The following is a 22,261-nucleotide window of genomic DNA, read 5'->3' on the forward strand; positions in this document are numbered from 1 at the left end:
TAGTTAGATTAATCTTTGAAAGTGCATACTACTTTAATTATACTATAGTTTATTCAAAAAAGAAAAAGTCCTCTTAATATTGAGTAAAAAAAGCAGATCGATTCTGCTTTATATTGATTTTCTGTGTCATTCATTTATAAAATATTTTTTTGTTTTAGTCCTTATATAAATTAATAAAAATATAAATGTCGACAATAGTGAAATAATAAATGAAAGTTTAGCTAACAAAGTATAGGAATAAGTCACTCTTAAGATATGAGTTCCCGGTGGGACTTCTACAGCAGTCGAAGACCATTCACTTAACGAACTCAATACTTTTTGACCATCTAAATATACTTTTTGACCTTTATAATAATAAACTGGAAGGTAAGCTATTTCTGTTTTGTTTTGACTATTAGTAAACTGGAAGGTAGCGGTACTAGCTGAATAAATACTCTGTTCACTATTAACCAACTGTTTACCTAGATAGATTTCGTGTTGAACAACTCTCCACCTTGGATCCTCTGGCATAATATTTGTTTTAGTTCCTTCACTTATTTCATTTGTATAATCCGGAACAAACACAGAATGTGTTAATTTATAATAATCATTCCTCTTTGATAATTCTCTAAAAGCAACTTTAACTGGCTCTTCAGCAAGAAAGTTACATGTCTTCATCACACTAAAAGTATTCATAAATATGGCTAGAATAATAAACGAAACATAAATATATTTCTTTAATTTTAAAAGAACAACAGCTAATAAATAAGATAAAAATACTGTTGTAAAGCCATTTAAACGCCACGGAAATTGTATTACTTTGAGCAAGGCTAAAGGGAATTTCTCCCAATTCACTAAACAAGTAGTAACTAAAAGTAAACATAAGCTAATTACAAAAAGTATACGCCACATTTTTTCTATATATCGAAATCTAATACAGATAACCACTACAGAAATAAAAAGAACAAGCCCAACTTGCTTATCTAATTGATTGGCTAAGTTAACCATAATCAACTGTTTAAAATTAAACAGTTGATTATTTAATGGAAAAGTAACTGGGGAAGACAACTTCGTAAATAGAATTTGTTCAATCAGAGGAACTATTTGAAATAATGACATCAAAGTACAAGATAATACTGAATTTATAAGAGCAATTATTCGCTTTTTTCTCTCATCAGCACAAATCAAAAAAATGAAAAGGAAAATTGTAAGTAAAAAGGTAGCTATAAAAACAGATAATAAATGAGAGTAAACAAGCAAAGTCATACCAATAGATAGCATCGGCCATTTTTTATAATCACCTTTAAAAACTTGGTATGCTCCTGCAAATATCAGGGGTAAAAACGCCATAGCTAAAATTTCACCTGTGGCAAACCTAATTAGAATATTATAACTACGATATGTACTAAATGTATATATAATTGCAAATAAGTAACCGACAATTTTTGAATTTGAAACACTAGTTGCTGAGTAAAAAGAAATAGATAATGTTATAAATGTTATGATAAACAGATAAATGTACCACGAAAACCATATACTATGAACAAAACTAAAAATTATATAAAAAGGATAGTAGATTAAAAATGGGTAAAAGAAATTAATCCCCTGACCACTATTGTAGAATGTTTTAAAATTAATTGGACTATCAAAAATATTTGACAAGCCTAGCATTCTATCCAAGTGAAAATGTAAATCATCACCATATAAACTTCCTTTTGAAAACAAAAAAGGAAAAATAAAAACAAGTGAAAACACTATCATGATCAAATAAGGTTTGACTCTATTAACGATATTATTTTTCATCTATTTTTATTTCTCCATCAATTATTCGTCTTTTGACTCTTCACATATTGTCTCATTAGCAACTTGGCGATCCAATTAGGCCAGAAGAGTTGGTACATGTATAGGTCTTCTTTACTACGAGTATTGTCAGCGATGGTTTTTGATGTTTCAGACTCTTCATGGATACGGTGGCACATAAGTTTGTCAGATACATAAGCAAAACGACCATTATACTCACTAATCTTATACCATGCGTACCAATCTAAACTCACCCTCATTGCTTCATCAAAATAAAAATTCTTCAAATTTTCTCGATTATAAGTAACTGCTGGACAACAAATCGGATTTCCAAAGGCCATCACACGGTTACGCCAGAAATGACTTGCTGGAAAAAGATTCATGGTTTTTAACATTAATGACTTAATCTTCAGATTTGTATTCGCAGGAATTCTATGGCCATCTTTTTCTTCAAAATAATCAGAATAGCCAATTAACACATCTGAACACTTTTCCATCTTAGCCAAAACTTTCTCAGCATACTCTGGCTCATAATAATCGTCTTGATGGGCAATGGTAGCAAACTTTGTCTCTACAAAAGACATAGCATTGTTCCAATCCTTGCCAATTCCTCCACCTTGCTTCGTATAAAAAGGAATATCATAACGCTGACAAAGTTCCTGTATCGAATTCAGTGGTGTTGAACTGTAACAGATAATCTGTGATTGGAGGGTTTGTTTCTTCAAGGATTGAATACAGGCTTCTAAGTATTCGCTTTCTCCATATGCACAAATCACCCAGGTGTGATTATCTTTCATTCTTCTCCTCTTTCATTTCTATATGGCTTTTTAAAATAGACAACTCTTGAACCAAATGTTTCATCTTCTCTTTCTGTTTCGATAAGGTCATAGTTTGTAAAAAAGAAATAACTAAAAGGAAAAATATAGCTAGCGATAGTAAAAAATTCGATGTCAATTCAAACCCAAGTAATCTAGCAAAATAATCAGGAATGACATCGAAAATGGAAATAATAATCATGAAAAAACTGATTACAATCCACATGAATGCCTGTTCAAATAGGATATTATTTTTGTTGATATTTCTGATGACTAGATAAAGGAAAAAGATTGAAGCTACCAACATAACAATAGATAATACTGACATTATTCACTCTCCCTCATAAAGGCTGCGATTAAAATTGATGAACATACTTCAAGCATGTAACGAATAGACTTGATAGGGGTGATTGAGGATACGCCACCTGTCCGTTCAAACATATTAGCAGGTTTTTCCACAACTTTATATTTACGTTTCAAAATATGAACAATTGTTTCAGGTTCTGGATACTTGATTGGGTAACGTCTAGCAAATTGTTTGATCACAACTTTGTCAGCTAATCGATATCCCGAAGTTGTATCTAAGACCCTTTGACCTGTTGTCCACTTAATCAAGTTAGAAATAACTCCTATACCAAAGCGTCTCATAAAAGTTGTCTGAAATTCTGATTTAACATCACCAACAAAACGAGATCCAATAACTAAGTCTGCTTCGTTTTTTCTAATTGGTTCTAGCAAATCTGACAGGGATTCGATATCATGCTGACCATCACCATCAAACTGAACAGCAACATCGTAATCATGCGCCAGTGCATATTTATATCCTGTTTGAACCGCACCACCGATTCCAAGATTCATCACGAGATGAACAGCATTAAAATGGTTCTCTTCAAGAATTTGTTTTGTCATATCTGTTGATCCATCATTGATAACCACATAGTCCAAATCAAAATCAACCTTCTTGCGGTAATTCAAGATGCTCGTTACCGTATCGAAAATACTTTCCTCCTCATTGTAGGCAGGAATTATCATTAATACTTTCATGTATTCTAATTCTTTCTGTTTTTAACGTCTATCTTTTATTTTTTTGAGCTGTTTTTTTCGGTATTTCATAAATGCCGGTATCAGCGAGTTAATAATCTTATATCTCAACATTGGAAAAGGTTTCATAATTATATTAAATGTCCTAAAACAAATAAAGTATAATTCCCAACCTGTTTCCATAGGAGTTTCAGACCAAGGTGTCTTTTCAAAATAATAAAGATATTGCTTTCTTAGTTTATGGGTATTTCCCCTTCTCCAAGGACGTTCTTCTCCCAGATAATGAACAATAACTGGCTCTTTAATAGATTCTTGCAACTCTTTTTTACTAATAAACTCAGCAGGTAAAGAAAGTTTTTTTAACACCTTATAAGGGTAAAAGAAGTAAATATTGAAGAAATTATATTTTGGAGAAAAAACATAAATGTCATCCTTTAAAGATCCATTAATTGCATCTTGATCGTTAGCAAAAAGATTACCATCATGTTTTTTATAATATTCTAGAACTTTCTCTCCGAGTTTACGCTCTCTCCACTTCTCCAAATTAATAAGTAGGACCCCAGCGTTACAATACATTTGTTTTTCCAAACCTAAAAATTCTCTTCGTCCTGCGTCAACTGTAGATTCCGGCCCCATTCCGATTGAACGGTTACCCATATCTAATTTCCAAAGAGATTCCAGACTCTCCAATACCAAAGTATCACCATCTAAATACAAAATTCTATCGATATCTTCTGGTAAAAGCTTGTCAACTAAAAGGCGTGCTAACACAATTGGGGACCAACCATTTGTATCAAAATCAAAATCTATCAGACTCCTCAGATTAGGTAGAGTAATAAAATGAACTGAACGACCATAAAGTTTAGTGAATTCTTGTAGTTTTGATTTATTAGCCTCAGATATATCGGTATTTAGTAAATAAATATTAATCTCATCCATTGATTTATTATTCTCAAAAATTGAACACATACATGTTGCAACTTGAGGAACAAAAGCGTTATTTAACGTAAATAGAATATTCATTAACTTCTCTTTCTTTTATCGTTATTGTTTACCCAAATATAAATTATTATGCTAGTGCTAAAAAAGATAATCATTGAAATAAAAAATGACAATGATGCACCCAAAATACCTTCTCCCTTTACAAATGGTATTGTGATAAATTTGGCCACAATAAAGGTAGCAATGTATGCAATGACAAGATAGGCCTGCTTTCTAAAAATTGTCATAACGATATCAATAACAAGTGCCAACACATTAAGAATACCTCCCGCCAGAAGAATTGCAAAAGGCACTTTATATTCTACCAGGGATGTTCCGTAGACTATACCTAGTATCTCTGTACCTATTAGATAACCTAGACCAATAATGATTACCCCTAAAGCTGTCATAACAACAAACAAGAGACGAATTTGCTTAAAAAACAACTCATATTTCTGTTCATACCAATAAATCGATAATTGCGTCGTCAAAGGTCTTAAAATAAAAAATAAAAGGGATAAAACAAAGACAGGCATAAACAACACATTAAAGTCTCGCTGAATACCATTGGAAAAATGTCCCTGGGTTAAAAGCAAATCAATATCAATCTTAGCTTCATTATAGACGTAGGTAATTAAAAAACCATTTAGAAATAAAGGAAATGCTTCTCTTAAAATAGAAAATATACTACTCAAATCTTTTGCTAATGAAGGGGAAAAACTTGTATTGAAATTCCTAATTGAAATTCTATAATCTAAGATAACTGTAAGTAATAAATTTATCAAACAGATAACGATACTAGAAATCATTAATGATTTCGTCAGTAACAAACTAAATCCAAAGACTATTATACAAATCCAACTTCGATAAAATTGGACTTTCCCTGCAAGATCAGAACGATTTTTTTGCTGAAAGTATCCTTGGAAAACGTCAGAATAAGCATCTATTGCACGATATAATACCAACAGTAATATTATTGCAGATTTATAAAAATCATACCCCTGAATAAATACATATCCAACAGAAGCTATTATCATCATTATTATTGTTACAATCCGCGTATTATGATAAGACCTAAATGAATATTTTTCCTGAATATCAGTAGATTGCATATTACGTATCTGGAAATATCCTAAAACAAAAAATTGTTGCCCCAAAGCATATGCAATACTAAAAATATCTGAATTATGTGAATCAAGTAATCTTGAAGCAAAAAGTAACAGTATAACTGAAATTAACGACGAAGAAGCTGTTCCAAATAAGTTCCAAACATAATTTTGTTTTGTAGAAACATTTAATGAGTCTTGATTTGAAATATTAATTTTTTTAAGTCTACTACTTTTAACCGAAACTTTATCCTTTGAAATCATAATTTCTCCTACAAATTACTTTCTCTTCATTATATAATACTATTTTTAAAGAGAGAAGGCTTATAGTTATATCGAAAAAAATACTTTGATACTACATTGTTAATAAAGAATATACATAGATTTTTTTCAATTAGCATTTTATTTACTACTTTTAATTGTTAGATTGTTAAATAAAGTTTGTATATATTTTAGAACATTTAATAATAAGTATGTTATTAATATGGATTGACATAACAAAAAGAAAACAATCAAAGGAAATTTTGGTAAGATGCTTGCAAAATCTCCCCATTTCTCAACTATTTTAGGATACCAATATAAATCTCCTATCACAGATAGTAAATAAATAGGAAGAGTGTTCTTAGAGATAAATAAAACAACTTTTTGTAGCCACTCATTTTTAATATCGACTCGTAGTTGAATAACTGAATAAAAGATTAATGAAGACAATAGAAATACTGGAAGAACACCGTATTCTATCCCAAAACTAGATTCTGATATCGCTGATAATCCCAAAACGCTTAATACATCAAGAATTAAAATGACTACAAAAAGTTCTTTAATGGTCGACCTCTTCTTAAAAGAAGCAATAAAAGCACCAACAAGATAATATGTAATAGGCCAGAGTCCTTTCCAATAATCAGGAATTAGGTGCGATAAAATCATAAAAATTTGCTTATTGTTATTAAACAATGAAAGAGTAGCCGGGATAACAGTTAATAATACTAGAACACCTAATGCAATAGCTTGATTTCTACGATTATTAAATGATTTGAAACCTGCATTTAAAAATGGAATTATTAGATATAACCCAATATACATATTTACATACCATGCATAGTGGCTAAAGGAAAATATATTTACTAGTAACTTACCAAGATAATCTATATTAATAACTCTAACGTCGAAAAAAGTATAGATAGAAGCAGCAAGACAGTAAATTCCAATTACTGGTAGTAATTTTATAAAGTAAGTTTTACTATAAGTCTTATCTTTCATTAAATAACCTGTAGTCATGATAAATATAGGAACACAGGTCATAAAAATCATCCAAATAAAAGATGATAAAAATATACTTTTATAAGTATAGGAACGACCATAATAATTGGTATGAAGAAAAAAATGCACAGATACTACAAATACTATTGCAATACATTTTAGTATATCTATATTTAGTTTTCGCTCTTTCATAAATCCCCTTATTGTATTACCGAATGAAAAGATGGTTTCGCACCATCTTTCCATTTTAATTATTTCACTTCTTGTTTATAAAATTCTTTTAAGGCATCTTGCCAAGTTGGAATGACAAATCCTGTTGCTTTCGCTTTTGCCAAGCTCATCGTTGAGTTAAGTGGGCGTTTCGCCTTAGCTGGGAATTGGCTGGAATCCACTGGCTTCACTTCTACATCCATATCTTTGAGGATTTCAACTGCAAAGTCATACCAAGTTGTATCTTCTGCTGCATCGTTTGACAAATGATAATAACCATATTCCTTACGGTTTTCAGCCAAATATGTCATGAATTCAGCAAGGGTACGTGTCCAGGTTGGACGACCATGTTGGTCATTAACGACTGTAAGTGTTTTGTGAGTCTTGGCAAGGTTTTGCATGGTGAAGACAAAGTTTTTACCGTAGTTCCCGAAAACCCAAGCTGTACGGATGATATAGAAGTTAGAAACATACTTTTCAACCAACTCTTCTCCCATACGCTTGGTACGACCGTACTCTGTCTGTGGATCCGGTTGATCGTCTACTTCCCATTCTTGTCCAACTGGTTTTTCACCATCAAAAACGTAGTCCGTTGAGATATAGACCAAGGTTGCCCCGTGCTTTTCAGACGCTTTTGCTACATTCTCTGTACCAGTCACGTTGATGGCATAGTCCAACTCTTTTCCTTCATCTTCAGCAGCATCGACAGCTGTATAGGCAGCACAGTGGTAGACTAGGGTTGGCTTCACTTCTGCGAATACCTCGTCTACTTTTTCTGCATTTGTGATATCCATTTCAGCCACATCAACGGCTACATATTCTTCATTTCGTTCATCCAACAAATGGCGAAGCTCTGTACCAAGTTGCCCATTTGCTCCTGTAATTAAAATCATGGTAGATTCCTTTCAATTGCTTTATCCCTATCATTATAGCAAAAAAAGCAGAAGTTTTCTGCTTTTTACTTGCTTTTCTCTTTGATGACATAGACTGGTCGATTCTTAGTTTCTAAAAAGATTTTACCAATATATTTACCCAAAATTCCAATGGTTAGCAATTGGAATCCTCCAAGAAAGAGAATTACAGTCATGAGGGAGGGCCATCCAGAAGTTGGATCTCCAAATACTAGAGTTCGAATTACGATCAAGACCATCATTATAAAAGCTAAAATCCATGACAAAAGTCCACCGATAAAGGCAATATTTAAAGGTGCGTCTGAAAAATTAACAATCCCCTCAATAGAATATTTGAAGAGAGACCAAAAATTCCAAGAGGTCTCTCCGGCCACTCGCTCGACATTTTTATACTCTAAATACTCAGTCTCAAATCCAACCCAAGCAAAAATCCCTTTAGAAAATCGATTATACTCAGATAATTCGAGAATCGCATCGACCATCGGACGACGCATCAAACGGAAATCACGCGCTCCGTCGACCATTTCCACTTGGCTGATCTTATTGATCAATTTATAAAACATCCGTGCAAAGAAAGAACGAATCGGTGGTTCCCCATCACGGGTCACCCGACGGGTTCCGACACAGTCCAGATTTGACTGCTGATCCAATTTCTGCTTCATTTCAATCAATAACTCTGGCGGATCTTGTAGGTCCACATCCATAACGGTCACATAATCTCCTGTAGCATATTGAAGGCCAGCATATAAAGCAGCTTCCTTTCCAAAGTTACGTGAAAAAGATAGATAATGGGCACAAGGATTCAAGAGATTGAGTTCACGTAAAACATCTAAGGTTTTATCAGAAGACCCATCATTAATAAAAATATATTCAAATTCTTCTCCCATGGAGATCCGAACTCGTTCCATCTCTTCATAAAATAATGGAATCGATTCTTCTTCGTTAAAACATGGGACTACAACTGATATGGTCATTTAACTCTCTCCTTGATTTCTTCACCTTCTATTGTAACAAAAAACTAGAATAAACCCTAGTTTTTTATTATTTCAATCCTATTATGATTATGTTCTCAATTGATAAAACATGATTAAAATATAGTAGATAGACGGGAGTAATGATAAATATAGAATTCGTCTTGCAGATTTTTCATCTAATTGACTCTTACCATTTGAAAAAGGAATCAGTAAAATTAGAAAAGAAATACCGCCCTTGAACACAATTAATTGCATCAGCCCCCACTTCTGTGACCTGCAAATAAAAATTAATAATAAAATTCCTAAAAATACCAAATTAGAGAAAAGATTATAAATCATGCGATATGATTTTTCAATCACAATACTATCTTTTTCTTGAATTCTAAAACTAGTAAACATACAAAATATGGAAAAGAATGAAATTGTAATTGGAACATGCATCATTTTTAAAAGATCGGAATAACCTAACTGGAATTCAAAATATGGAAAATTTATAATGCTTTCAAAAAAAGTTTTCATCGCTTTTAACGGATGAGCAAATATAAAACTCAACTGTCTGCCTTGATCAATATTCTTTGCCCCATAGTAAATTATATTCCCGTTTATATTTTTGATATTCAAATACCATAAAACTGTCAATAAGGCACAGTAAATTAAACTTCCACTTAACAAATAAATCTGGGATTTTGATAACCTAACCCTTTTAACACCAATGTAAATTAACGTTAAGTAAAGCGCTAGGATAACTAATGCCGGCATTTTAGACATGACAACTAGAATGGAGCACAAGATTAAAGAAACAAATTCCCTCTTTTTAATTTCACTGTTAAGAGCTAATTTTTGATATAAGCTTATAATTTATGAAACAAATAGGAATATAAGGCCATAAGTAAGCGTACCAGCAGATATAGCTGTAAAGGATAAAATTACAGTTGGGATGGACCAGATGATTAAAAGAGTCGCCTTCCCAAATGGTATTTTTCGAATCGCTAATAAGAATAACCAAAAAACTGATAAAAATCCAACTAACCTTAAGAGTAAAAATGTATTGATAGTACTTAGGTTAAGTAACTTCGAGGTCCAAGCAGTTATAATATACGGGAAATATACTAAATGAGAATACACTGCTGCCGTAGATCCATCCTTAGTGAGTACTTTTTCTTTGCTATCAGTTAGATTATTAAATTCACTCTTCCAATCTATACTTATTATCTTTTGACTCTCCTGCGCTAATGACTTAGAAATGATTGTCATTGATAAATGAATAAAGTCTTGTTCGCTTTGAGTAATATATCCCTCACTTTTGGAACTCAAATTATTCGAATAGGTAAGAACTCGAGCATAATGAACTTGTTCGTCATACCATGACATTGGATAACGTACAAATATAGATAGCAAACCAATCAAGATGATGAGGTATAGTTGAATCAAGTATATTGACTTGTACCTACTCTTTTCAATCTTTATAAATCCTATTATTCATACTTTTCCTTCCCTACTAGAACCATGTCTCCATACAAAATACGATCAGAATAATTGTGACTAACAATATCCATTTGGATGCTTACTCTGCCATCTCCAAGCATCTTGGCACATCCGATGAATATCAAATTGGGCACTCCATCCTAGTTCTTTGCGTGCTTTGGATGGATTTGCATAACAGGTTGCGATATCCCCTGGTCGTCGATCAATAATCTTGAATGGAATTGTTTTTCCTACAACCTTCTCCATATTTTGAATAATTTCTAATACAGAGTAGCCCCGACCCGTACCCAGATTATAAATATTTAACCCAGAGTCGTTGGAAAGTTTTTTCAAAGCAGCAACGTGGCCTTTTGCCAGGTCAACTACGTGAATATAATCGCGTACCCCAGTTCCATCAGGTGTTGGATAATCGTTCCCAAATACATTAACAGACTCTAACTTTCCTACTGCTACTTGTGTTACATATGGTAATAGGTTATTAGGAATACCATTTGGATTTTCACCAATATTCCCGCTTTCATGAGCCCCAATTGGATTAAAATAACGTAACAATACAATATTCCATGTAGAATCCGCTTTGTAAATATCCTGAAGGATTTCTTCAGTCATAAGTTTTGTTCTACCATATGGATTTGTAACAGATAAGGGAAAATCTTCCAAGATAGGAACTGTATGTGGATCTCCATAAACAGTTGCTGATGAACTAAAGATGATATTTTTACATTGAACTTCTTTCATGACCTGAAGTAAAGTCAATGTTCCACTAATATTATTTTCATAATAAGTGAGTGGGATTTGTACTGATTCTCCAACCGCTTTTAATGCAGCAAAATGGATCACACCAGTCGGTTTTTCTTTTAGAAAAATTTCTAGAAGTTTTGATTTATTTCGAATATCTTCATGATAAAAAGTTATCGATTTTCCAATGATTTTTTCTACTTCTTGTATACTTTTCTCATTACTATTTACTAAATTGTCTATAATCACAACTTCATGACCTGCATTGACCAATTCAATAATAGTGTGAGAACCAATAAAACCCGCTCCACCAGTTACTAATATTTTATGCTGCATGTAATCTATCTCCCGACTGAATCAACTTTTTTCCATTATCCCACAATTAAAAAAAAATTTCAAAATTTTTCCTATAATAATTTTCTTCTTTTCACACAAAAAAGCAAGTTTTAATCCGGTTTTTACCGGTAAAAACTTGCTTTAGCTTTTGTAGAATTTTATCCTACTTCCGATACATCTTCACTTGTAGGTAGAGGTCGTTATAGACACCCAACCACTTCTTCCCAAGTTGTTCATAGACTTCTAAGTTCTTTAGCGTGTCATCACTTGGGTAGAAGGCCTGGTCCTCTTGGACCTCTTTTGGTAGCATCTTCTTAGCTTCTTTGTTCGGTGTGGAATAACTGACATAGAGAGCATTCTTATATGCATTCTCTGGGCGAAGCATGAAGTTGATAAAGGCATAAGCTGCTTCTTTATTCTTCACGGTCTTTGGAATGACAATATTATCAAACCAAAGATTGCTGGCTTCTGATGGGACGACGTAACGAAGGTCCTCATTGGCATCCAGCATTTGACGAGCTTCACCAGAGAAGGTCACCCCAATAGCCGCATTGTTCTGGATCATGTATCCTTTCATTTCATCGGCTACAAGGGCCTTGATATTAGGCATCAAGGTATAAAGCTTATCGACAGACTCTTGCAATTGCTGAGGATCCTTGGAGTTGAGGCTGTAGCCTAAGCTATTGAGCCCAATCCCCATGACCTCACGCGCCCCATCGTACATCATAATGTCATTCTTGTACTCTGGTCTCCATAGATCAGCCCAGTGTTCTGGAGCCTTGTCGACCATCTTGGTGTTGTATATGATACCAAGGGTCCCCCAGAAGTAAGGAACTGAGTACTGATTGTCCGGATCAAAATCCAGGTTCAAGAAGCGTGGGTCGATATTGTCTAAGCCTTTCAGTTTAGACTTATCTAATTTTTCAAGCAGATTCTCGTCCATCATCTTGGCGATCATGTATTCACTTGGAATCGCTATATCGTAAGCTGTTCCCCCTTGCTTGATCTTGGTGTACATGGCTTCATTGGAATCAAAGGTATTGTATTGGACTTGAATGCCTGTCTCCTTGGTAAATTCCTTAAGCAATTCTGGATCGATATAGTCTCCCCAGTTGTAGATGACCAGCTTGTCACTGTCTTTTGGATTGGTCTTGGCTTCAAGACGGGCACTTAACCCTGCTAAAACAAGGATGACCACGACAATCCCTAGCAAGAATGAATAGAGTTTTTTCATACTGTCTCCTCCTTCTCTCTAGTGATGAAGTAATAGCCGACCACCAGTAAGATACTGAAGAGGAAGACCAAGGCAGAAAGGGCATTGATATTCAATGAAATCCCTTGACGAGCCCGTGAGTAGATCTCAACAGACAAGGTCGTAAACCCATTCCCTGTAACAAAGAAGGTCACCGCAAAGTCATCCAAGGAATAGGTAAAGGCCATAAAGTAACCAGCAATGATGGCAGGTGTCAAATAAGGAAGCATAATCTCCTTCAACATCTGTACCTGAGTAGCTCCTAGGTCATAGGCCGCATTGACCATATCACGGTTCATTTCCTTCAAGCGCGGCAAGACCATCAAGACCACGATTGGAATAGAAAAGGCCACGTGACTCATCAAGACAGAAGCAAAGCCCAGCTGGAACTTGATGGTCGTAAAGAGGATCAGGAAGCTAGCCCCAATCATAACGTCAGGTGCCACCATAAGGATATTATTGACGGACAAAAATGGTCCTTCAAACTTCTTCTTAGACTGGTAAATGTAGATTGCCCCAAAGGTCCCAATAATGGTCGCAATCAAGGCTGACAAGAAGGCCAAGAGGAAGGTCTGTGAGAGGATCAACATGAGACGCGTATCCTCAAAGAGACTTTGGAAATGCTCCAAGGTAAAGCCTGTAAAAGCATTCATATCCCCGCCAGCATTAAAGGCATAGGCAATTAAGTAAAAGATTGGTAGATAAAGGAGCAAGAAAATCAATCCTAAATAGATACGTGAAATCTTTTTCATCGTTCACTCCTTTCTCTCGTTACCCACATGACTAAGAGCATAGCAAGGATCAAGACCACCCCAATGGTGGATCCCATTCCCCAGTTTTGCGTCGTAAGGAAGTGCTGCTCGATGGCAGTCCCTAGGGTAATAACTCGGTTTCCTCCAATCAAGCGCGTCAACATGAAGAGACTCAAACTTGGAATAAAGACTGACTGGACACCGGAGCGAACCCCGTTCATAGACAGTGGGAAGACAACTCGACGGAAGGTATCCCACTTGTTAGCTCCTAGGTCATAGCTAGCATTGATGAGGTTTGGATCCAAATCATCCAAGACATTGAAGATTGGAAGGATCATAAAAGGCAACTCAATGTAACTAGCAACAAAGATGAAAGAAAAGTCCGTAAAAAGGATCTGTTGCGGACCAATTCCGATGAAACTTAAGAATTGGTTAATAGATCCCCCTTGACCAAAGATCCCGATAAAGGCATAAGCCTTGAGCAAGAGGTTGACCCAGGTTGGAAGGACAATCAGCATGAGCCAGAGTTGGCGATGCTTGAGCTGGGTCAAAAAATAAGCTGTCGGATAAGAAATCAAGAGCGTCACAAAGGTGACGATTCCAGCATAGAGAATGGAGTTAAAACTCATCTTGAGGTAGGTCCAATTCTGCGCTGTAAAAAAGGTTTGGTAGTTCTCTAAGGAACCCTGTCCCTGGACATTGACAAAGGATTGCCAAATAATCAAAACTACAGGAGCCAAGACAAAGAGGAGGATCCAGAGAAAGTAGGGAACCACAAAGAGGTTAGAGGTTGTTTTCTTCATCTCTTTCCTCCTCGATGGCATTGATCAATCCAGCTTCTTGCTCTTCCACTTCGACGTACTCTTCGATCCGAGCATCAAACTCTTCTTCCGTTTCATTGAGACGCATGACGTGGATATCTTCTGGCTCAAAGTCCAGACCGATTTCCTCTCCTACGATAGCCTTACGGGTTGAGTGGATCATCCACTCATTGCCCAATTCATCATAGGCGATGATCTCATAGTGAACCCCACGGAACAGTTGGGTATCTACTTTCACCTGGAGCTTGCCTTCTTCAGGCAGTGTAATCTGCAAGTCTTCGGGACGAATCACGACTTCGACCGGTTCGTTTGGTCTCATCCCTCCATCGACTGACTCAAAACGTTTACCATTAAACTCTACTAAGTAGTCTTCAATCATGATCCCTGGAAGGATGTTGGACTCACCGATAAAGGTCGCAACAAAATGGTTAATGGGCTCATCGTAGATATCGACTGGCGTCCCTGACTGGACGATTTCTCCTTCGTTCATGACAAAGATCCAGTCACTCATCGCTAGCGCTTCTTCCTGGTCGTGGGTTACAAAAACAAAGGTAATACCCAAGCGTTGTTGCAATTCACGGAGCTCATACTGCATGTCAGTCCGTAACTTCAAGTCAAGGGCAGACAAGGGCTCATCCAAGAGGACTACTCGCGGTTCATTGATAATAGCCCGTGCAATGGCTACCCGCTGGCGTTGACCACCAGAAAGTTTCTGGATGGACCGTTTCTCAAAGCCTCCCAATTGCACCATCTTGAGGACTTCTGTTACTCGTCTCTCGATTTCAGACTTGTCAACTTTCTTCAAACGGAGAGGGAAAGCAACATTCTCAAACACATTCATATGTGGGAAAAGGGCATAGGATTGGAAGACGGTATGGACGTCCCGTTTATTGGTCGGTACATCATTGATCCGAACACCATCCAAGAGGACATCTCCTGTCGAAGCGTCTAACAAACCAGCAATGATGTTCAGAATCGTTGATTTACCAGAACCTGAAGCACCGAGGAGGGTATAGAATTTCCCTTCTTCCAACTCAAAGTTGATGTCTTTGAGAACCACTGTATCACTGTCTTCAAATACTTTTGAGACATTTCTAAACTCAATAATTGGTTTTTTCAATTCACATAAATTCCTTCTTTTTCATGCGTTTCCTTCTGAGACCAACCAACTAGTCTCATAGGCTGACGAGCGAACCCGTCAGACCACCAACACCTCTCGGGGACTTATAAGACTGCCCCACCTATTTTCGGTATCGATAGGCACTCACCCCCCTTCTAAAGTAGGACGGGTCTACCCTAGAGTAGCCCCTATTCCATCTCGAACCGTTAATCTTTCCCAATAATACGGACTTCGCGCTCCAAGGTCACCCCAGCTGATTTTTCAACTGTCGCGATGACATGGGCAATCAAGTCTTCATAATCTTTGGCAGTACCATGATCGACGTTAATCATAAAGCCAGCATGCTTTTCAGAAACCTCCACACCACCAATTCGATGCCCTTTCAGTCCAGCTTCACTGATCAACTGTCCCGCAAAGTGCCCGACCGGACGCTTAAAGACAGAGCCACAAGACGGGTATTCCAGGGGTTGTTTCATCTCTCTCAAATGCGTCAAGCGAGCCATTTCTTGATCGATCTGATCATAATTGCCAGGTGCTAAGGCAAACTTAGCCGAAATCACCACGTCACCAGTCTCTTGGATCTTGGAATGGCGATAGCCAAAAGCTAATTCTTCTACTGTTAAGGTTTTAATTTCTCCTTCTGGCGTCAAGACCTTACACGATTGGAGAATATGGGCAATCTCACCACCATAGGCGCCAGCATTCATATAGACTGCTCCACCGATGCTACCTGGAATCCCACAAGCAAATTCAAAGCCTGTTAAGCTATGGTAGCGGGCTACATGAGTCACATCGATGAGCTTAGCTCCTGCCTCTGCTTCAATCACATAGCCATTGACCCGGATGTCATGGAAATGATCAAACATGATCACAAAACCTTCAATCCCACCGTCACGGACGATAATATTGGAAGAATTCCCCAAGACCATCCAAGGAATTTCCTGAGCATTAGCAAAGGTGACAATTCGTTTTAATTCATATTGATTGCGAGGGAAGGCTAAATAATCTGCCGCTCCTCCAACCTTGGTATAGGTATATTGTTTGAGTGGCTCATTGAACAAAATATCAATACCAGCCAACTCCTCTTTGATTTGCTTTAGGATTTCCATCTCACAACTCTCTTCTATACGTTATCTTATCCATTATAACAAAAACCAGCCAACTTTTCGACTCAGAAGTAAAAAAACAGAAGCAGCCAAAGGACCGATTCTGTTTTAATTTTTTTAAACAATTGTTAATTTAATTAGCCAATCTTACGTGCAATGCCACGTGATTTTTGAGTAGACAAGGCTGAGCTAATCGCTCCCCATGCTCCAATACCCGTAAATACAGCCAGCAAGAGGAAGTTAATGAAATATTCTTGTGGAGCATCCCCATTTAAGACTGTCGCGTTAACCGCATCAAAAGAATCAGCGAAGCTCAATTCATATTCACTCATAAGATGTAGAGTATAGTCAAATTGGTGAACTAATACAATGGTCAACAACATCAGAACTGTTGAGATCACAGCACCTTTTTTGCTAAATTTCTTTCCTAAGATCTCATAACCTTTGACAACGCAGACACCCAGAACCAGGCCAGCGATATAGGATACATAGCCCATACGAGCGATAAATAGTGCTACTGCCCCTCCAATAATGGCCCCAATAAAAGCTCCTACTGTTCCAATAAGAACATTTTCTTTCTGACTATTATACGAATCGGTTTCGATCTTTAGTTGAGTACTTAACTCTTTAAAGCATTCTTCGTTCATCAAGAAGAGGGAGTCATCGATTTGGTAGAGACCAACCGGTCCTTTTTCACCAGAGTAGCCACAAACAGTGTAGAATCCATTGGTTTGTAGGAATTGCAATATTTCTGTTAAGGCTTGACGAATGTTTTCAATTGTTTTTGCTTTAGTCATTCCAGCTTTAGCAGTGAAAGTTGTGACATATTGGTTGAGGCTAATGCTCTTCAAAACAGAAGAGTCTTTCACCATTTGATGCAATTGAGCAGCTGCTTCTTCTGCATCATCACGCGACACAGAAAGCGCAATGGTAAAAACATTTTTTGTGTCTGTTTCTCTCAGTAAGAAGAAATAGCCAGAGTTTTCCCCATAAATAGATGATGTTTCAGGATCATACTGGAATCCAAGTTCCGTAGCAAGTTGATGACGTTCAAAGTCTTTCATTAGAATTACAATCTCCTTTACAATTCTATCTATCTTTCGAATAATTGTTTATTATCCTAAAATAATTTGATAGACAAATGATTTATAGAACTATTTTATCATAGATAAATAAAATTAGATAGACTAATTTAGCCCATCTAATCATTTTTTTATTAAATCAAGATTCGCTGTTCTCTACCTTCACACCAGTTGTGTCAATATTTAAAGAAAAGACCTGACCATTTAAGCCCTTAGATTTTAAGTCTTTGGCAAAGGCTTCTGCATGTTCAACAGGGAGCAAGGTCATAATAGTTGGACCTGCACCAGAAAGGTAAGTGGCATAAGCATCGTGTTGATGTGCAACTTCTTTCACCTGAGGGAACTCTGCAACCAACTGTTGGCGGTAGCGTTCATGGAAGCGATCTGCTTCAATAGCTTTTCCTGCGACTCTCAAGTCTCCCTTAGCAAGGGCAGCAATGGCCACGTTTGCGATTGAACTAGCTGCAACAGCCTCCTTATAAGTCCACTCACTTGGAAGGACATTTCGGCTATCACTGGTCTTGAGTTCGTAATTCGGAACAAAGGCTACCAAAGCACATTCAGGGAAGGGAAGGACCAAATGATTGGTCTGCTGATCCACATAGCTCGCTACGACCAGATTTCCAAAAATGGCTGGCGCTACGTTATCTGGATGGCCTTCGATTTTTGTCGCAATTTCTAGTTTATCTTCATCACTTAGGGATAATTTGCCCAGTTGATTGGCCAACTCAATCCCCGCTACGATAACAGAGCTGGATGACCCCAAACCACGCGCCAAAGGCACTTCACTGGTCATCTTGAGACGATGAGGAGGCATATCTGGCGCAACTTGGAGAGCAGTTTGAAGCAAGAGATTCTCTTCATTGCTTGGTATCTCCTCCCCCAAGTCATGTTCAATCCACCAGTTTTCTTGAGCTTCTAGCACATCAATGGTCAAATACTTAGAAACAGCGATTCCAACAGAATCAAATCCTGGACCGACATTGGCACTGGTCGCTGGTACTGTAATTCTCATCTTATTCTCCCAATACTTTAAAGGTATTCAACAAGGTAAAGTCAGCTTCAGCATCAATTTTCTCAATGATGTGGTGCAATTGTGTTTGATTCAATTGGTGAGTGATAATCACAACACGAGCCACAGAATCTTTGGCACCTGCTTGGAGAACCTGCTTAAAGGAAACATCTTCTTGGTTGAAAATTTGTGCCAACTTGAGCAATTGTCCCTTCATATCTGGAGTTTGAATAGAGAAGTAATAATCACTCTTCACATCTTCTGGTTTAGCCAATTGCACAGGACGGCTGTATTCGTTAAAGGCTTTTCCAATTGTTCCCTCATTGAGGCGACGAACAATGCGAATAATGTCAGCGACTACACTAGTGGCTGTTGGTTTTTGACCTGCACCAGGACCATAGTACATGGATTCCCCGATTCCGATAGACTCCACATAAACGGCATTCATGACACCATTCACGCCAGCTAGTGGGTGTGCTTTTGGTAAGAAGGTTGGAGTTACTTCTGCTGAGAGACCTGAAGGAGTTTCTTCGATAGATCCCACCAATTTGATTACATAGCCTAAACTTTGAGCCACAGCAACATCCTCAGGAGTAATGTTGCGGATCCCCTTATGACCTACTTGGTCAAATTGGACGTTCATCCCAAAAGCAAATTGGCTCAAAATCACCATTTTGTAGGCTGCATCAATCCCATCTACGTCATTGGTTGGGTCACTTTCCGCATAGCCCAACTCTTGAGCCTTAGCTAAAGCATCTTCATAAGACCAGCCCTCTTCGACCATCTTGGTCATCATAAAGTTGGAGGTTCCATTGACCACACCGAGGACACGAGTCACCTTATCTGCAGCGAGAGAGTTAACCAAGGTCCGAAGAATTGGAATTCCACCAGCTACTGCTGCTTCATAATAGAGGGCAACGCCATGCTCCTTGGCAATCGCAATCAACTCAGCTCCATGAACTGCAAGCAAATCTTTATTAGCTGTTACGACATGTTTTCCAGCTTGAAGAGCACGTGTAATAAAGGTCTTAGCTGGCTCAATTCGACCCATCAATTCAACAACGATGGCAATGTCTTTGTCTTCAATGATCTCATCAACATTGGTCACAAAGTTATAGTCATGACCAGCAGCTAATAAGCGGGCTTTCTCTTCTTCATCTTTGACAAGAACTTTAGCTACTTCAATTTCAGACTGAGCAGCTTGGAAGATCTTATCACCATTTTCTTTTAATAGAAACGGCACACCACTTGCTACCGTCCCAAATCCTAGTAAGGCAATTTTTACAGACATGTTGGTCTCCTTAAAAATCTAATATAGTCTATTATATCAAAAACTAGCCCCTTCTGACTAGTTCTATGGCCTTCTTCCTCTACAAGAACTCCACTTTCTCAGATTTATATCTTCTCACTAAACCTACTAGCAAGGCAGTCTTTCAAAAGTCAAGGAGAGTTCCCAAAATTTTAATTCATTTGTAACTTTGTTTTGAAGAGATTTCCTGCCCCTATGATATAATGATAATGAATTAGAAAGGGGTCTCTATGAATCACCGAAAAAGACGTGTCCCAAAGAAAATACGATTGCTACTTGTTTTAAATGCTTTTTTGCTATCCTGCATCTTCATTTTAAGCTTTCTCCTATTGAAACGGGGTCCTAGCACTCCCGTTGCTGACAAGCAAGTTACAAATACAAGTCAGACTTTGAGTCAGGCAGAAACAAATACAAGCCAATCTACGAAGCAGCAAGATTCCACCACTAAATGGGTAAAACAAGATCAACCTGTAAAAATTCCAATTCTCATGTACCACGCTGTTCACACGATGGCTCCGTCTGAAGAAGCCAATGCCAATCTCATCGTGGCACCAGAAACTTTTGAAAGTCATCTTAAAGCCTTAAAAGAGGCCGGTTACTACACCTTGACGCCTGAAGAAGCCTATCGCGCACTCACTAAAAATGAACTGCCTGAAGGAGGAAAAGTCGTTTGGTTGACCTTTGATGATGGAATTGCAGACTTTTATACTATTGTCTATCCTCTCCTAAAAAAATACCAAATGACCGCAACCAACAATATCATTACTTCCTTTTCTGACGAAGAAAGACCCAGTGTTTTAACCTTCGATCAGATCAAAGAAATGAAAGCGCAAGGTATGACCTTTGAAAGTCATACGGTATCTCACCCAGACTTGGCTCAATCAGATAGCTCTCGTCAGGAATCTGAACTCGCAAATTCCAAACAAGTACTAGATAGGAAACTCCATCAAACCACTACCACCATTGTCTACCCTGCTGGTCGCTACTCTGATGTCACCATGGAACTAGCAAAAAACAATGGCTACAAAATGGGCTTAACGACCAATAATGGACTAGCCAGTCTAGACGATGGCCTCTACTCACTAAAACGCCTGCGGATCTTACCGACTACGACAGCAGAAAACCTACTTGCCGAAATGCAACCTTATCCATAAACATGTAAAAAGCACGAGTCCGAATGACTCGTGCTTTCTTTCTCCATAATGGAGGCTTTTATTTCGATTTGATGTAGTTCACACCATCTGCTTTCGGTGCAACCGACTTACCAAAGAAGGCTGCTAAGACGATGATGGTCAACACATACGGAGCAATACGGAGGTATACTCCAGGAATATGGGCAAGGAAAGGAATCTGCGTAGATACAACCGCCAAGGCTTGTGAGAGTCCAAAGAATAGACTGGATAGCATGGCACCGATTGGGCTCCATTTACCAAAGATCATTGCCGCTAGGGCGATAAATCCTGGTCCCACAATGGTAGTGGCAGAGAAATTGACAGAAGCAGATTGTGCATACAAGGCACCCCCAACTCCTCCTAAGAATCCAGAGATGAGGACACCATAGTAACGCATGAGGTAAACATTGATACCGAGAGTATCCGCAGCTTGAGGATGTTCACCAACTGAGCGAAGGCGAAGACCAAATTTCGTTTTAAACATGATAAACCATGCTAAAAATGAAAATGCAATCGCTACATATCCCATTAAGCTAGTATTCTTGAAGAAGATATCGCCAATGACAGGAATATCAGACAAGAAAGGAAAATCAAATTTACCAAATGACAAATCGATATTGTTGGTTTGACCTTTTCCGTAGATGGCTTTAACCAAGAAGACGGCTAAGGCAGGAGCCAACAAGTTCAATACCGTACCACTCACCACATGGTCAGCACGGAAGTTAATAGTCGCTACCGCATGGATGGCAGAGAAAATAAGACCAACCAAACCACCTGCAAGGAGAGATAACCAGATTGTCATGCCTCCAAGAGAGCCAGCAAAAGTCAAGTTAAACACGACTCCTGTGAAAGCTCCCATAACCATGATTCCTTCCAAACCGACATTAACGACACCAGCATGTTCGGAGTAGGCACCTCCGATACTAGTGAAAATGAGGGGAGCAGCATAGACTAGCATATTCGATACAAGAATCGTTAGTATAGCAACAATATTCATCC

20 protein-coding genes and 1 pseudogene are annotated in these 22,261 nt (G+C 37.5%); 1 reads left to right on the plus strand and 20 read right to left on the minus strand.

Annotated elements, in window-relative coordinates:
- Nucleotides 1-126 precede the first annotated feature (126 nt).
- The 19 genes and pseudogenes from ADF75_RS03420 to ADF75_RS03510 form a co-directional block, all read right to left on the minus strand.
- On the minus strand, nucleotides 127-1,782 hold the full coding sequence (locus tag ADF75_RS03420) for a hypothetical protein (protein ID WP_048789140.1): 1,656 nt from the start codon (nucleotides 1,780-1,782) through the stop codon (nucleotides 127-129).
- 17 nt (nucleotides 1,783-1,799) lie between these two features.
- On the minus strand, nucleotides 1,800-2,576 hold the full coding sequence (locus tag ADF75_RS03425) for a glycosyltransferase family 2 protein (RefSeq protein WP_048789141.1): 777 nt from the start codon (nucleotides 2,574-2,576) through the stop codon (nucleotides 1,800-1,802).
- Nucleotides 2,566-2,922 (minus strand): DUF2304 domain-containing protein, encoded by a 357-nt coding sequence (locus tag ADF75_RS03430; RefSeq protein ID WP_048789142.1) that lies wholly within the window; start codon nucleotides 2,920-2,922, stop codon nucleotides 2,566-2,568. The genes ADF75_RS03425 and ADF75_RS03430 overlap by 11 nt, the downstream gene beginning before the upstream one ends.
- A complete protein-coding gene (locus ADF75_RS03435; protein ID WP_048789143.1) occupies nucleotides 2,922-3,638 on the minus strand; it encodes a glycosyltransferase family 2 protein in 717 nt (238 codons plus the stop codon). Before ADF75_RS03435 ends, ADF75_RS03430 begins: the two co-directional genes overlap by 1 nt.
- 21 nt (nucleotides 3,639-3,659) lie before the next feature.
- Complete coding sequence (locus ADF75_RS03440; protein ID WP_048789144.1) at nucleotides 3,660-4,658, minus strand: glycosyltransferase family 8 protein; 999 nt, start codon at nucleotides 4,656-4,658, stop codon at nucleotides 3,660-3,662.
- Nucleotides 4,658-5,986: a lipopolysaccharide biosynthesis protein gene (locus ADF75_RS03445; protein ID WP_048789145.1), complete on the minus strand. Its 1,329-nt coding sequence runs from the start codon at nucleotides 5,984-5,986 to the stop codon at nucleotides 4,658-4,660. Before ADF75_RS03445 ends, ADF75_RS03440 begins: the two co-directional genes overlap by 1 nt.
- A 138-nt stretch (nucleotides 5,987-6,124) precedes the next feature.
- Nucleotides 6,125-7,174 (minus strand): acyltransferase, encoded by a 1,050-nt coding sequence (locus tag ADF75_RS03450; RefSeq protein ID WP_048789146.1) that lies wholly within the window; start codon nucleotides 7,172-7,174, stop codon nucleotides 6,125-6,127.
- A 59-nt stretch (nucleotides 7,175-7,233) separates the two neighbouring features.
- Complete coding sequence (gene rfbD, locus ADF75_RS03455) at nucleotides 7,234-8,085, minus strand: dTDP-4-dehydrorhamnose reductase (protein ID WP_048789147.1); 852 nt, start codon at nucleotides 8,083-8,085, stop codon at nucleotides 7,234-7,236.
- Between the two features lie 65 nt (nucleotides 8,086-8,150).
- A complete protein-coding gene (locus ADF75_RS03460) occupies nucleotides 8,151-9,077 on the minus strand; it encodes a glycosyltransferase family 2 protein (RefSeq protein ID WP_023023673.1) in 927 nt (308 codons plus the stop codon).
- Between the two features lie 87 nt (nucleotides 9,078-9,164).
- Nucleotides 9,165-10,508 (minus strand): annotated as a pseudogene (locus ADF75_RS03465) (DUF2142 domain-containing protein).
- A 111-nt stretch (nucleotides 10,509-10,619) separates the two neighbouring features.
- Nucleotides 10,620-11,636 (minus strand): UDP-glucose 4-epimerase GalE, encoded by a 1,017-nt coding sequence (gene galE, locus ADF75_RS03470; RefSeq protein WP_023023679.1) that lies wholly within the window; start codon nucleotides 11,634-11,636, stop codon nucleotides 10,620-10,622.
- 163 nt (nucleotides 11,637-11,799) lie between these two features.
- Complete coding sequence (locus ADF75_RS03475; RefSeq protein WP_048789148.1) at nucleotides 11,800-12,870, minus strand: ABC transporter substrate-binding protein; 1,071 nt, start codon at nucleotides 12,868-12,870, stop codon at nucleotides 11,800-11,802.
- On the minus strand, nucleotides 12,867-13,640 hold the full coding sequence (locus ADF75_RS03480; RefSeq protein WP_048716861.1) for an ABC transporter permease: 774 nt from the start codon (nucleotides 13,638-13,640) through the stop codon (nucleotides 12,867-12,869). The genes ADF75_RS03475 and ADF75_RS03480 overlap by 4 nt, the downstream gene beginning before the upstream one ends.
- On the minus strand, nucleotides 13,637-14,443 hold the full coding sequence (locus ADF75_RS03485; RefSeq protein ID WP_048687974.1) for an ABC transporter permease: 807 nt from the start codon (nucleotides 14,441-14,443) through the stop codon (nucleotides 13,637-13,639). Before ADF75_RS03485 ends, ADF75_RS03480 begins: the two co-directional genes overlap by 4 nt.
- On the minus strand, nucleotides 14,424-15,581 hold the full coding sequence (locus ADF75_RS03490) for an ABC transporter ATP-binding protein (RefSeq protein ID WP_048789149.1): 1,158 nt from the start codon (nucleotides 15,579-15,581) through the stop codon (nucleotides 14,424-14,426). The genes ADF75_RS03485 and ADF75_RS03490 overlap by 20 nt, the downstream gene beginning before the upstream one ends.
- Nucleotides 15,582-15,787: 206 nt before the next feature.
- Complete coding sequence (gene murB, locus ADF75_RS03495) at nucleotides 15,788-16,690, minus strand: UDP-N-acetylmuramate dehydrogenase (protein ID WP_048789150.1); 903 nt, start codon at nucleotides 16,688-16,690, stop codon at nucleotides 15,788-15,790.
- A gap of 134 nt (nucleotides 16,691-16,824) precedes the next feature.
- Complete coding sequence (locus ADF75_RS03500) at nucleotides 16,825-17,751, minus strand: hypothetical protein (protein WP_048687963.1); 927 nt, start codon at nucleotides 17,749-17,751, stop codon at nucleotides 16,825-16,827.
- Between the two features lie 157 nt (nucleotides 17,752-17,908).
- Nucleotides 17,909-18,784 (minus strand): homoserine kinase, encoded by an 876-nt coding sequence (gene thrB, locus ADF75_RS03505; protein ID WP_048789151.1) that lies wholly within the window; start codon nucleotides 18,782-18,784, stop codon nucleotides 17,909-17,911.
- 1 nt (nucleotide 18,785) lies between these two features.
- Nucleotides 18,786-20,072 (minus strand): homoserine dehydrogenase, encoded by a 1,287-nt coding sequence (locus ADF75_RS03510; RefSeq protein ID WP_048789152.1) that lies wholly within the window; start codon nucleotides 20,070-20,072, stop codon nucleotides 18,786-18,788.
- 248 nt (nucleotides 20,073-20,320) lie between these two features.
- Here ADF75_RS03510 and ADF75_RS03515 point away from each other — a divergent pair, with 248 nt between their 5' ends.
- A complete protein-coding gene (locus tag ADF75_RS03515; RefSeq protein ID WP_048789153.1) occupies nucleotides 20,321-21,244 on the plus strand; it encodes a polysaccharide deacetylase family protein in 924 nt (307 codons plus the stop codon).
- Between the two features lie 58 nt (nucleotides 21,245-21,302).
- Here ADF75_RS03515 and ADF75_RS03520 read toward each other — a convergent pair whose 3' ends face one another.
- Nucleotides 21,303-22,259: an ABC transporter permease gene (locus ADF75_RS03520; protein ID WP_048789154.1), complete on the minus strand. Its 957-nt coding sequence runs from the start codon at nucleotides 22,257-22,259 to the stop codon at nucleotides 21,303-21,305.
- Between the last annotated feature and the right edge of the window lie 2 nt (nucleotides 22,260-22,261).

Origin of the sequence: Streptococcus sp. 1171_SSPC, from assembly GCF_001069335.1 — a bacterium.
GTDB classification, from domain to species: domain Bacteria; phylum Bacillota; class Bacilli; order Lactobacillales; family Streptococcaceae; genus Streptococcus; species Streptococcus xiaochunlingii.